Source organism: Paraliobacillus sediminis, assembly GCF_003426055.1.
In genome coordinates this window covers 814702-827747 of sequence record NZ_QJSI01000002.1, presented here as the reverse complement: position 1 = coordinate 827747, position 13046 = coordinate 814702, and the positions used below count along the sequence as shown (strand labels likewise).

At 34.3% G+C, this 13046-nt stretch carries 17 protein-coding genes; 16 read left to right on the top strand and 1 reads right to left on the bottom strand.

The window, feature by feature from the left end; genetic code table 11:
• The first annotated feature begins 79 nt into the window (after window positions 1–79).
• The 7 genes from D2K60_RS10265 (at window position 80) to D2K60_RS10235 (ending at window position 5180) form a co-directional block, all read left to right on the top strand.
• Window positions 80–676, top strand: coding sequence for a 3'-5' exonuclease (locus D2K60_RS10265; RefSeq protein ID WP_117169907.1), 597 nt, complete (start codon window positions 80–82; stop codon window positions 674–676).
• A gap of 29 nt (window positions 677–705) precedes the next feature.
• The gene (locus D2K60_RS10260) at window positions 706–966 is read left to right on the top strand and encodes a DUF6171 family protein (protein WP_117169906.1); all 261 of its coding nucleotides are present in this window, start codon (window positions 706–708) and stop codon (window positions 964–966) included.
• Between the two features lie 93 nt (window positions 967–1059).
• Window positions 1060–2217 carry a M20 family metallopeptidase gene (locus D2K60_RS10255; RefSeq protein WP_117169905.1) on the top strand — a complete coding sequence of 386 codons (1158 nt, stop codon included), beginning with the start codon at window positions 1060–1062 and terminating at the stop codon, window positions 2215–2217.
• Between the two features lie 116 nt (window positions 2218–2333).
• Window positions 2334–3140, top strand: a complete 807-nt coding sequence (locus D2K60_RS10250; protein WP_117169904.1) for an ABC transporter substrate-binding protein — start codon at window positions 2334–2336, stop codon at window positions 3138–3140.
• A 48-nt stretch (window positions 3141–3188) separates the two neighbouring features.
• Window positions 3189–3848: an amino acid ABC transporter permease gene (locus D2K60_RS10245; protein ID WP_117169903.1), complete on the top strand. Its 660-nt coding sequence runs from the start codon at window positions 3189–3191 to the stop codon at window positions 3846–3848.
• On the top strand, window positions 3841–4563 hold the full coding sequence (locus D2K60_RS10240) for an amino acid ABC transporter ATP-binding protein (protein ID WP_117169902.1): 723 nt from the start codon (window positions 3841–3843) through the stop codon (window positions 4561–4563). Before D2K60_RS10245 ends, D2K60_RS10240 begins: the two co-directional genes overlap by 8 nt.
• Before the next feature lie 176 nt (window positions 4564–4739).
• Window positions 4740–5180, top strand: coding sequence for a DUF5392 family protein (locus tag D2K60_RS10235; protein WP_117169901.1), 441 nt, complete (start codon window positions 4740–4742; stop codon window positions 5178–5180).
• 188 nt (window positions 5181–5368) lie between these two features.
• On the opposite strand, the gene sda is transcribed toward D2K60_RS10235, so the two are convergent.
• On the bottom strand, window positions 5369–5500 hold the full coding sequence (sda, locus tag D2K60_RS10230; RefSeq protein WP_117169900.1) for a sporulation histidine kinase inhibitor Sda: 132 nt from the start codon (window positions 5498–5500) through the stop codon (window positions 5369–5371).
• A gap of 185 nt (window positions 5501–5685) precedes the next feature.
• Here sda and D2K60_RS10225 point away from each other — a divergent pair, with 185 nt between their 5' ends.
• From D2K60_RS10225 to D2K60_RS10190, 9 genes are all read left to right on the top strand, one after another.
• On the top strand, window positions 5686–5898 hold the full coding sequence (locus tag D2K60_RS10225) for a hypothetical protein (protein WP_117169899.1): 213 nt from the start codon (window positions 5686–5688) through the stop codon (window positions 5896–5898).
• Window positions 5899–6044: 146 nt separating this feature from the next.
• Window positions 6045–7010 (top strand): AAA family ATPase, encoded by a 966-nt coding sequence (locus D2K60_RS10220; RefSeq protein ID WP_117169898.1) that lies wholly within the window; start codon window positions 6045–6047, stop codon window positions 7008–7010.
• Window positions 7011–7013: 3 nt separating this feature from the next.
• Complete coding sequence (locus D2K60_RS10215; protein WP_117169897.1) at window positions 7014–8126, top strand: DUF58 domain-containing protein; 1113 nt, start codon at window positions 7014–7016, stop codon at window positions 8124–8126.
• Window positions 8123–9445, top strand: coding sequence for a DUF4129 domain-containing protein (locus D2K60_RS10210; protein ID WP_117169896.1), 1323 nt, complete (start codon window positions 8123–8125; stop codon window positions 9443–9445). The genes D2K60_RS10215 and D2K60_RS10210 overlap by 4 nt, the downstream gene beginning before the upstream one ends.
• A 108-nt stretch (window positions 9446–9553) precedes the next feature.
• Window positions 9554–10153: an alpha/beta hydrolase gene (locus tag D2K60_RS10205; RefSeq protein WP_117169895.1), complete on the top strand. Its 600-nt coding sequence runs from the start codon at window positions 9554–9556 to the stop codon at window positions 10151–10153.
• Between the two features lie 77 nt (window positions 10154–10230).
• Window positions 10231–10650 (top strand): hypothetical protein, encoded by a 420-nt coding sequence (locus tag D2K60_RS10200; RefSeq protein WP_117169894.1) that lies wholly within the window; start codon window positions 10231–10233, stop codon window positions 10648–10650.
• A gap of 182 nt (window positions 10651–10832) precedes the next feature.
• Entirely contained in the window at window positions 10833–10979 is a 147-nt protein-coding gene (locus D2K60_RS20645) for a hypothetical protein (RefSeq protein WP_162880719.1), read from the top strand.
• A 135-nt stretch (window positions 10980–11114) separates the two neighbouring features.
• Complete coding sequence (locus D2K60_RS10195; RefSeq protein ID WP_117169893.1) at window positions 11115–12164, top strand: lactonase family protein; 1050 nt, start codon at window positions 11115–11117, stop codon at window positions 12162–12164.
• A gap of 268 nt (window positions 12165–12432) precedes the next feature.
• Window positions 12433–12975 carry a helix-turn-helix domain-containing protein gene (locus tag D2K60_RS10190; RefSeq protein ID WP_117169892.1) on the top strand — a complete coding sequence of 181 codons (543 nt, stop codon included), beginning with the start codon at window positions 12433–12435 and terminating at the stop codon, window positions 12973–12975.
• Window positions 12976–13046 lie beyond the last annotated feature (71 nt).

Here is a 13046-nt window from a genome sequence, read left to right as displayed (position 1 = left end):
GGCGAACAGTAATCTTTACTGTGAAACATACGAATCATTTGATAGAATGAGAGTATAGAAAAGCTAGGAGGAAGTTTGTATGGATTTTGTTGCAATTGATTTTGAGACGGCAAATCGTTTTCGTGATAGCGCTTGTGCAGTGGGGATTGTTGTTGGAAATGAAAATGGCATTATTGATGAGTTTTATAGTTTAATAAATCCACAAACAAGTTTTGAAAGCCATAATATATATGTTCACGGAATTACAGAAAGAGATGTAAAGAGTGCCCCTACTTTTGATGAAGTTTGGGATACAATGAAAGATTACCTTGATAATCAGATTGTAATAGCACACAACGCTAGTTTTGATATGAGTGTTTTACGTGCATCATTAGATAAATCGCGATTACCATACCCAACATTTGATTACCTCTGTTCTGTTATGTTGTCAAAATTAGTATGGCCAGGAATGCCTAACTATAAATTGAATACACTGGCTGATTTAAAGGGTATTATGTTAGATCATCACCATGCACTTGCAGATTCTCGTGCGGTTATTGAACTCTTGGTTCAAGCGATGCAAGATAATCAGGTATCAAATATTGATCATTTACTAAAGCAACATGCCGTGACGTGTGGAAAGGTTTTTGAGAGAAGCTATCAAACACCTAAACGTCGTAAGCGAAGTCTAAAGTAAAGACGAATTGAAATTTTAGGAGGATATAAATGGCTTGCAAAGGTTGTTCAGCATCCGTAAGGCATACAAAAGAAGAAGTAGAAGCACTTGTTAGTGAACAATTAGCGTTAGAACCTGATCTAGTAACAGAAGCTATCTATCAATCTAGAATGCAAATTTGTGAACAATGTCCGAATCTACAATACGAAACGACTTGTGGATATTGTGGGTGTTTTGTTGCATTTAGAGCAAAATTGGCTTATAAAAAGTGCCCTGATCCAACTGGTTCAAAATGGCTCGCAATTACATGACTTAATGGCTTGCATAAAGTTTCATTAAGCCTTATCTTTAATCACTACTATATAAATACATACAACAAGATATGGAGGGAATAATAATATAATATGAAGAATAAACTAGAAACAAATTTAGACGCATTTAAAGACAAGTTAATAGAGATGAGTGACTACTTATATCACCATCCTGAATTAGGTAGTCAAGAATACCAATCGATGAAACTGCTGGTTGAATTTTTGCAATCACATAATTTCGAAGTGGAAACAGGTTTAGTTGATCGTGAAACGTCATTTAAAGCTGTTTATGATAGTAATAAACCCGGACCAACAATAGCATTTATGTCCGAATATGATGCTCTACCTGGTGTAGGACACGGTTGTGGTCATAATATGATCGCCACAATGGGGGTTGGCGCTGGTGTGACCTTGAGTAAGGTCATAAACGAAACAGGTGGTAAAGTTGTTGTTTTAGGAACTCCAGCAGAGGAAACGAACGGTGCCAAAGTGCCGATGACTAACGAAGGGATTTTTGATGACGTTGATATCGCAATGATGGTACATCCAGGAGATGTCTCATCAAAGAGTGGTCATTCATTAGCAATGGATGCAATTCAATTTTCCTATTATGGTAAAACAAGTCATGCAGCAGCTGCTCCTGAAAAAGGTATTAATGCATTAGACAGTGTGATCCAATTGTTTAATGGTATAAATGCATTAAGACAACACGTTCGATCTGATGTCCGTATTCACGGTGTAATAACAGAAGGTGGGGTTGCAGCAAATGTTGTTCCTGACAAGGCAACAGCACAATTCTATGTACGTGCAAAAGATCGTGCTTATTTGAATGAGGTAGTGGAAAAGGTAAAGAATATTGCAGAAGGTGCTGCTTCTATGACTGGTGCAACAGTTGAAATAAGTAACTATGAATTAAGTTATGATGATATGCATACGAATGAAACGTTGTCTGCTTTATTTACGGAGAATTTATATGCAGCTGGTGAAACAAAAGTTAATCCAGCCAATGCATCATACGGTTCGATTGATATGGGAAATGTGAGTCAAGTTGTGCCAGCAATTCACCCGTATATTGGCTTCGATCATCCTGGTTTAATCGCACACACAACCGAATTCGCAGATAAAACAATTACCGAAAAAGGACATACCGTAATTGTTCGTGGTGCATTAGCGTTGGCGATGACAGGATATGATATAGTAGCAGATGAAATGTTACTTGAAAAAATAAACAAGGAATTTAACGCGCAATAACTAAAAAGCAAGGTAATTTTTGATTTACTCTTCCCAAATGCATAAAAATTTGTTAAAATGCAGTATCGTGTATAAATATACGCAAACAAAAAGAGACAAAAGAAGGGAAGATTAAGATGAAGAAACAATTTTTCTTATTGGTAGCACTTATTGGGGTATTTTCACTATTGTTAGTAGCGTGTGGTACATCTGATGAAGGAGAAACAACAGAGGATGCAACTGAAGGAACGACAGATTCATCAGAGTCGGAAGAAAAAGAAGTATTAGAAATGGCGACATCTGCTGATTTCCCACCATTTGAATCACGTAACACGGATGGTGATTTTGTTGGTTTTGATATTGATTTAGCGAATTATGTTGCGGATGAACTTGGATATGAACTAGAAATTACAGATATGAACTTTGATGGTTTGATTGGAGCGCTACAAAATAATCGTGTAGATGTAGTACTATCAGGTATGTCAGCGACAGACGAACGTGCTGAAAACGTAGATTTTTCTACAGCATATAATCATTCTGGTGAAATGTTTGTCACACTTAAGGATTCAGAAATCACTTCATTAGAAGATATAGAAGGAAAAACTGTTGGTGTTCAATTAGGTACGATTCAACAAGATGGTGCAGAGAAGATTCAAGAAGATACAGACTTTGAAATAAAACCTGTTGATACTGGATCGATACTGATTCAAGAATTAATGTCTAATCGAATTGATGTAGCATACATGGATAAAGCTGTAGCTACTGGTTATATAGAAGAGCAAGATCTAGCTGGATTTGATGATCCAACAACAAGTTCACCAGGAATGGCAATTGCATTTCCAAAAGGAAGCGAAATGGTTGATGAAGTGAATGAAGTGTTAGCTCAAGCAGAAGAAAGTGGCTTTTTACAAGAATTAAAAGATAAATGGTTAACGGAAGAGTAAAGTAAAGTGTTGAAATAAAATATTATAGGAAGAAATGAGGTGTAAGGCATGAATTTGGATTTTAGCCAAATCGTGCCTTATATTCCTTTTATGATAGAAGGAATATGGGTAACATTAAAGTTTGTATTTGTCGCTATTATATTTGGTTTTATTTTAGGAACCATCTTAGCATTATTTAAAATTGGCAGCATTCGTCCACTGAGATGGTTTGCTGATGCATATACTTCGATTTTTCGTGGAACACCGTTAATTTTACAATTGATGATCATTTATTTTGCAGTTCCACAACTTACAGGATATGATATTCAACCCTTCTTATCAGCGGTCTTAGCATTTGGGTTAAATTCATCTGCGTATGTATCAGAGATCATTCGTGCTGGTATTCAAGCAGTTGATAAGGGTCAAACTGAAGTTGCACAAGCATTAGGGATACCGTATCGTCAGATGATGACTGATATTATACTACCACAAGCAATGAAAAATATTTTGCCGGCGTTAATGAATGAATTTATTACTTTAACAAAAGAATCAGCATTAGTCTCAACAATTGGTTATCTAGATCTAATGCGTCGTGCACAGGTCGTTGGTGCTGATTTGTATCGCAATTTTGAACCGTTGTTATTTGTTGGTGTGATATACTATCTATTAGTTATGGCACTTACGATAGCAGGTAAGCTAGTGGAACGGAGGTTGAGGATTAGTGATTAAAGTAGAACATTTATCTAAAAAGTTTGGAAACAATGAAGTATTAACAGACATCTCTGCGGAAATTAAAAAAGGGGAAGTTGTCTCGATTATTGGGCCTTCTGGTTCAGGTAAATCAACTTTTTTACGATGTATCAATTTATTAGAAAAACCGACAGAGGGTAAAATATATATTAACGGTCAGAGCTTAACAGATCCTGCGACAAATATTATGAAAGTAAGAGAAAAGATTGGCATGGTATTTCAACACTTTCACTTATTCCCTCACTTATCTGTGTTGGATAATTTAACGTATGCACCGATAAAAGTAAAACGTGAATCAAAAGCTGAGGCACAAGAAAAAGCGAAAGAGCTTTTAGCTAAAGTCGGTTTAACAGATAAAGAGGAAGCTTATCCAAGCAGTCTTTCAGGTGGTCAAAAACAACGTGTCGCAATTGCTCGTGCATTAGCGATGGAACCTGATTTAATGTTATTTGATGAACCGACATCAGCTTTAGATCCTGAAATGGTTAAAGAAGTACTGGATGTAATGAAAGATTTAGCGCACTCTGGTATGACAATGGCTGTCGTAACACATGAGATGGGCTTTGCTCGAGAAGTTGCTGATCGGGTGATCTTTTTAGATCACGGTAAATTAGTTGAAGAAGGCGAACCAAATCAGTTCTTTGATAAACCTAAAACAGAGCGTGCTGCAGCATTTTTAGAGAAAATATTATAAGAAATCTTCACTTAAGAGTTAACTTTGATTAGTTAGCTCTTTTTTTTTGTAATAAATCATTTAAATTGACCGTAAATCACAGTCACTATATAATAGTTATAAAAGGTTATGAAGCCTTGAATGTATAGTAGTACTATTAAGGTATAACATGTAAATAAAATGAAAGGGTGTTTTTTATGAATCCTTTATTATTTGAGAATATGCCATTTTTTATAAAAAGAGAAATGGAAAAGATAGCAGAACAGGTTCACCCATTAATGAAAAGGAATTCGCGGTATGTATTATTTGCTTTTCCGCTCATGTTAGTAGGCGGAATAAATTTGATAATCATTGCTTTTCAAAGTAGTTGGAACTCTGAAGCGTTACCGATTGCAGGTATTTATGCTTTTATTACCTCAATAGGCATGGCATTGTATAAAGAATCAAAACATGTTAATAAAAAGATACATCAAATTGGTAAAAAACATATAATTGAGCGTATCCAGACTAGCCATATTGTTACGGATGATAAGAAAAAAGCATATATAAATATGGTAAAAGAACACTCTAAAATGAGTCTGCAAATCTTTTTTAAATTTTTAAATGAAGAGAACAAAGAAAAGCAAAATACGTTTTAACGTAGCACGAAAAAAAACTAGTAACCACGTTAAGTGGTTACTAGTTTTTTTAATTTGTTGAAAAATGTTCATATGTTTTTCTTGAAGGTATTGGTATAATTAGGTGCACTTATAATCACAAGGATTTTTGCCTCAATGTTGCTTTACATGATATATATATGGATAACTTTTTATGTGGGATGTAACGCTTAATTTTCTTTGCTACTTATATTTCGCACGAGTATCTCTTCTTTTAATAAAAATATAAATTGGTTATCTAATTTTAATCGCATTGCAGTTTTATAGGCTTCAATGAGCTGTTTATCTGTTAATTGATTCATCTCATCTCCCACTTTCTTTGTGGTGTAATGTAATGCTCTAGGAATACGGATTCCTTAAATGGGTTATATTGTACAATAAACTAAATTTTAGTTGTTATATCGGAGAAAATGTTATAATATTATTTGTACTAGATTTATATTGTTAAATAAATGAAATGAACAAGAGTGTATTAAGAGGTGGAGAGATGACTACATTAATTGAATCAATGGAAACTCCTGTCGATAATTTATTAGGTTTATTTTTATATGCTGCCCTATTTATTCTTATTACTGGCTTAATAATGAGCCTGCTATTACATTTTATACCTAATTCCTTGAGTAGGACGTTAAAAAGCTTTATTGTAGGTATAGCTGTATTTAGTTCACTATTTTTTTGGTGGTATCTTATTGTAGTATGACAATTCCGCACCATGTTTACTTAATAAGTCTATTCTCCTTTCTATTTTTCCCGATATTTTGAAATATAAACATACTTTATACTTTTTTTATGTTACTTATAGTAATATAATTGAAAGCGCAACCACGAAAGGGAGACGTGTTAATTATGAAATCAAAAGATATTCAAGCGATGACGAATAAAATAAAAGAGAATATACAAAAAGTCATTGTTGGAAAATCCGATGTTGTTGAACAACTCTTAGTAGCGTTACTTGCATCACGTCATGTGTTGTTAGAAGATGTTCCTGGCACAGGGAAAACATTGTTAGCAAAATCTTTGGCGACTTCACTAGACTGTAGGTTTAACAGGATACAATTTACACCAGATCTCTTGCCCACGGATGTAACGGGACTGACGATCTATCGAACGAATAAGGGTGAATTTGAATTTCAACCGGGCCCATTATTTACGAATCTGCTATTAGCGGATGAAATTAATCGCGCAACACCTCGAACACAATCCAGTTTATTAGAGAGTATGGAAGAACGACAAGTAACGATAGATGGAAAAACTTATATACTGGACCGGCCGTTTATGGTAATAGCTACACAAAATCCGATCGAGAATCAAGGAACATTTCCATTACCAGAAGCACAGTTAGATCGTTTTTTCTTAAAAATAAAAATGGGCTATCCAGATAAAGAAGAAGGAATGGAAATACTAAAGCGCTTTAAAGATAATGATCCATTAAAGTCACTTCAAGCAGTTGTGAATAAAGAAACACTTGTAGAAGCACAAAGTCTATTTACAGGTACATATGTAAGTGATGAAGTATTAGAATATATAATGGCGATTGTGGAGGAAACAAGGCACCATCAAGAGGTATTAATTGGAATCAGTCCTCGTGGTTCACAAGCGTTATTGCGAGCGGTACAAGCATACGCAACAATTAAAGGGAGAGAACACGTCATCCCTGATGATATTAAAATGATGGCAAAATCTGTTCTAAGTCATCGATTAGTCCTAAAAACAATGGCTAGTAGAAGCTTAAATGGAGCCGATCTTGTTATTGAAAATATATTTGAGCGTATCGCAGTTCCAACCGAATCATTTTCAACAGAAGGTTCATAAATTATGAATATCGCTTGGATCATGTTCGTAACTATTTTACTCATTTATATGCAAGGTATTCTTTTTCAAAGATGGGGCTTAGCTAAAATAACGTATAATCGGAAATTTAACAAAGAAGCTGTTTTTGAAGGACAACATGTAGAGCTTATTGATCAAATAGCTAATGAGAAGATATTGCCATTACCGTGGGTACGCTTAGAATCTAAAATCAATCTAAATTTAGAAATAAAACAGACAGCCGATCACTTGTCAGAAGATAAACAATTTCATCGTACATTATTTAGTTTTCTACCATATCAAAAAATAACGAGAAGGCACGAAGTAACATGTTTAAAGCGGGGTGTATATAAACTGCAGACGGTGTCACTTGCAACAGGTGACCTATTTGGTTTTAAAGAAAGGTTTCAGCAATTTGATACGAATGCAGTGTTGACTGTCTATCCGAAATTATTAGAGTTAGAGGAGTTATCCTTACCGGTGCATAGCTTTATAGGTGAACAAACAGTAAAAAGTTGGATTATGAATGACCCTTTTATGAAGATTGGTACACGAACTTATCAAGAATCTGATCCAATTAATACGATAAATTGGAAAGCATTTGCACGGACAAGTCAATTACAAGTAAACATGTATGACAATACTGCAGATCATTACGTCATGATTTATTTGAATGTCGATCAATCTGACGATATTAAACTACCAATTGAAGATAAACAATTAGTTGAAAGTTCTATTCGGTACGCGGCATCAATTGCACATTATACAATTAGCAAAGGGATTGAAACAGGTTTTGCAACAAATGCCGTATTGGAAAAAGATAAATTTGAGCAGATAAAACCGTTTGTTAATATATTTCCTGCAAGCGGTGATGGACATTTATTTTATTTATTGGATTCTATGGCACAACTTACATACGATCGTAGTAGGAATTTTCATTATTTGCTTAAAGATGCAGTTAGTAATGACAGCAGAAATATTGATTATGTATTGATCACCCCTCGCATTTCAAATGAGACACAACACCAAATTGACCAACTTCGAAATAAAGGCCATGCCGTTGAAATAATTTGGATGACTTCAGAAGATGTTGATCAACCCAAAGGAGGAGAATTGTGATACAGCGTAATGACGTATTTCAAACCTTTCCACAGACTTTTATTGAATATATAGGGTTCTTTCCTATATTACTTGGTGTAACAATTTGGTTCGTCCCTGTCTCTTTATATGTGTACTTTTTAATAGGGATACTACTCTTATACATGCTAGGCATTTGCATTGGCAAGTTCTTTCAAAAAAAAGTATTAATTACTTTAAGTATATTTTCTATTGCGCTTATCCACATGCTTTTATATGATGGTACACTCATTCAAAAGATTGGAGTCTTACTATTAAGCAGTGGCATTCTCTTTCGTGGAATTCAATACAGTAGAACGAATTGGAACGTACTACTCCCTGTTCATATTATGTGGTCATTTGGAGTACCGTTATACTTTATCAGTTATTTCATTTATCGTTATACAACAGCATTCGAAACGTATTTACCAGTCATAACTGCAAGCGGCATAGTGTTTTTAGTACTTTTACTTTTTAGATCAAATACAAGTCATTTGGAAGAGGCAACTTTAGATAATAATGATAAAAAGTCGGTTAACGCGGGTATTCGAAAACAAAACTATGTCTATATTACGATCATGCTAGCTGTTATAACAATATTTACACAGTTCGGTTTAGTCAAAACAATTATAATAACTACGTTACGGATGATGTTTTTAACAATTTCTAGTTTTTTTGGTCTCTTTGAAAGTGATGCCCCTATAGAAGAACCAGTACAAGAAGCACCAAGTGAAATGCCTTTTCAAGTGGAAGAAATAAATGAACCATCTCAATTTGCTCGAATTCTGGAAATGGTCGCCACTATTACTGCTATTGTCGTGTTTATAGTAGCTGTAATATTTATCGTGTATAAAATATCAAACAACTTCAAAAAATTTATTGTATGGGTAATTTCCATCATTCACCGTATGATAGAAATAATAGGTGGGAAATCTTTACTTGATAAAAACACACAAACACACCCTGATGAAAAAGAAACATTATTTGATTGGAATAAATTTCAAAATAAAATAAAAGGACAGACAAGTAAGTTTGTGAAATTGCGCTTGTTAAAACAAAAAAAATGGGAAGTACTATCAGAAACCGAAAAAATTCGTTTTCTATATCGCCAATTTGTTAAAAAAGCGCAAGCTGAAGGATACGAAGTAATGAAGAATGAAACGGCACATGAACTTTTAACTCGAATTGATCAAGATCAATTATTGGAAAAAGAAACACGATTAAAATTAGACCAACTATATAACCAAGCACGGTATAGTCAAGAACAAGAACAGCTTAAAAAGGTTAATAAAGATGATTTCCAACAATTATTCAATAAATAATAGAGAAGATGCATGAAAGATAATTGTATTATTTGACTCTCATTCTAATTATTCATATAATTATCTTGAATTCAAGATACGAACGAATGAAAGGAAGGGAAATATAAAATGAAACATATATTTAACGAAGGTACTTCAGATCGGACATTATTATTATTACATGGGACAGGTGGAACAGAGCAAGATCTTCTACCGCTAGCTGAAATAATTGATCCAACTGCTAATGTTCTAAGTGTCAAAGGAAATGTTTCTGAAAATGGTATGGCACGTTTCTTCAGGAGATTAGAGGAAGGCGTTTTTGATGAAGAAGATTTAATAAAGCAAACAACAGAGTTAAATGAATTCCTATCAGAAGCAGCAGATAAGTATAAATTTGATCGTGCTAATATTGTTGCTATTGGCTACTCAAATGGTGCTAATATCGCGGGGAGTTTATTATTTCACCATGAGCAAGCATTAAAAGGCGCTATCTTACACCACCCAATGGTCCCTAGAAGGAATATCACATTACCTGACCTTAAGAGTGTTGATGTCTTTATTGGAGCAGGACACAATGATCCATTATGCAAGGAAGCTGAGTCCAAGGAATTATATAAAGTTTTAGAAGATAACGGTGCAGATGTTACCCTACATTGGGAAAACCAAGGCCATCAATTGACTCGTTCGGAAGTAGATGCTGCTAAAGTATGGTATGAAAAAAAATATTAAATATTTTTAACATAAAATGTTTGGTTATGCTAGAATTAGCTTATAGTTAAGTTTGACTCAGGAGGTAGTGTACTGCGATGAATACCATTGAAGAGACAATTAATGAAGCTGGATTTGGACGCAAAAAAATCATTAAGAAATATACCGATGTTTTTAAGAAAAACAAGTTAGACACGGACGAAGTATTAATAGAAATGGCAACTACTTTTGATAAGCCGACCGATTTATTATTTGTTACAGATAAACGTGTTTTTTATTTTAAGATGAATACAGAGGATTTATCAGTTGATAAGCGTGTTAATTTTAAAGATGTTTTAAATTGTCAAATAGAGGATCAAGGTACTGAAAAGCGTTTTGCAATCGGTTCTCGTTCACAAGACGTGCCAATTAGTAAATTGATAGTAAATACAAGTATTGGGATAGTCATACAAATAGCAAAGGTCCCAACTGAAATTGCCGAACAAGTAAAACAGACAATTAATTCGAAAATAATATAGTTAGAAAAAAGCTGTAGGATACTATAATCCTGCAGCTTTTTTATTAGTTCTGAAGTACCTTTTCTTAATAAGAGTTGTTATTTAAAGTCAAAATAGATAAAACTGCAGACACTGCTTGTCAAAAATTACAGGTTGTATTCTAGGGGAATTAGTAAAAAGTATAAGCAGGGGGTGAACAACTAATGCAAAAAAATAGAGGTATGATGCTTCCGATGCTTGCATCTATTGGTGTAGGTGCTGCAACTTATTACAGCATGAGACGTAATGGTGGCGGAAAAAATGCGATGAATAAAATGACTTCTGCTATGACACAAAATAAAAATATGTAACAAACTAACGAGTAGGCGAATAAATCAATTCGTCTGCTCGTTCAATTTAAAATTCATTAAGTGTATACATGGCGATAACGATCTTCTTTTGTTATAATTAATGAAACTATACAATACATAAAGGAGTTTTACGTGATGGGGAAAAATTTAATAGGCTATATTGGTTCGTATACAAAGAAAGCAAGTGAAGGGGTATATAAATTTACATTAGATTTGGAAAAAGAAATGATTACCAATGTAACTCCTGTAGCAAAGCTAGATAACCCAACATACCTTACGACAACGAAAGACAACAAGTTTCTGTATGCGGTATCAAAAGAAGGCGAAGAAGGTGGTGTAACGGCATTTTCTATAAATGAACAGACAGGAGACTTAACACAATTAAATAGTTTGGCTTCTGCTGGTTCACCACCTTGCCATGTTAGTGTTTCAAAAGATAATGCGAATGTGGTTACAGCAAATTACCACACAAAGAAGGTAGAATCTTATCTAACTTCTGCAAATGGTTCGCTGCAATCACTTGTAGATGTTGCAGAACATGAAGGATCTGGACCACATGACCGTCAAGAAAAACCACATATCCACTACGCGGGCTTCACACCAGATGAGAAACATTTAATCGCAATTGATTTGGGTAGTGATCATGTAATTACTTATGCTGTAGACAAGGGTAAATTAACGAAAGTTCAAACTTTTGAACCAAAACCTGGAAGTGGTCCGCGTCACATTGTTTTCCATCCAGATGGTAAACATGCATATATTATGACTGAATTAACATCTGAAGTTATTGCATTAGAATATGATGCAAAAGATGGTCACTTTACGGAAATACAAGCTATTAAAGCTATTCCATCGGATCACACTGATGTAAATGATGGTAGTGCTATTCATATAACAAAAGACGGTAAATTTATTTACGTAGCAAATCGTGGTCACAACAGTATTGCAGTGTTTGCAATAGATCAAGCAACAAATAAACTCACTTTTGTTGAATGGACAGCAACTGCAGGTGATTGGCCAAGAGATTTCGCTTTAGATCCTACTGAAAAATTCTTAGTTGCAGCTAACCAAAATTCAAACACATTAGCACTCTTTAGTAGGAATGAAGAAACAGGAAAACTAACATTGTTACAAAAAGATGTTACAGCACCAGAAGCAGTTTGTGTTAAATTTTTAGAAGCCTAAAAAAGATGGACCTTCGACTATAGAAGGTCCATCTTTTTAGCGCTAACCCAATCAAATAAATATTTATTTATTAGCGTTGACTTTACCCTTTGCTCATCTATAAGAGGTTTCTCAATTTGGTTTTCTTTATTGTATAAACTTTTTACCATATATGTGAAAATTAGGTAGTGGACTTTTAATTAACATTTGAGGTAATTTTCAGTTTACAAGATGATTTGACTATGTATTATCAAAGTGATAATATTATCACAAAAAGGGAGGGGATGTTATGGACCAAAAAGTTATGGATTGCTTTACACACCCAGTAAAATGCAAACTGTTATTAGAGCTACATACTGCTGAAAAAGCAACCGCTAAGCAACTTGCGGAAATATATAACGATATTCCACAAGCAACCCTTTACCGTTATCTGAAACGTATGACAAATGACGGTATTTTGAAAGTGGTTGAAGAAAATCAAGTGAGAGGGACTATAGAAAAAACTTATGCGGTTGCCATTAAATTAGATATCAGTGGAGAAGAGTTAACCGGTCCAAATGCGGGTGATGCTTATATACAAATGTTTACGCAATATGTTTTTAGTTTTATCAAACGATTTCAAGAGTATTATAAAAATCCGGATATAGATATTCAAAAAGATCAGTCGGGCTTTTCTCTTGCGCCAATATATGCAACCGAGGAAGAATTGGCCTTGGCGATAGAGGAATACGCGAAAATTATTCAACCGCTATATAAGAATAGGCCTAAGTCGGATAGAAAATTACGAAATGTTGGCTTGATTATTTCACCGCCGGAAAATCACAATAAATAGTCTTTCAAAGCTTTCTTGTCGCCCATAGACAAGGGGGCTTATCTATTGACATTATATTATCATAATGATAA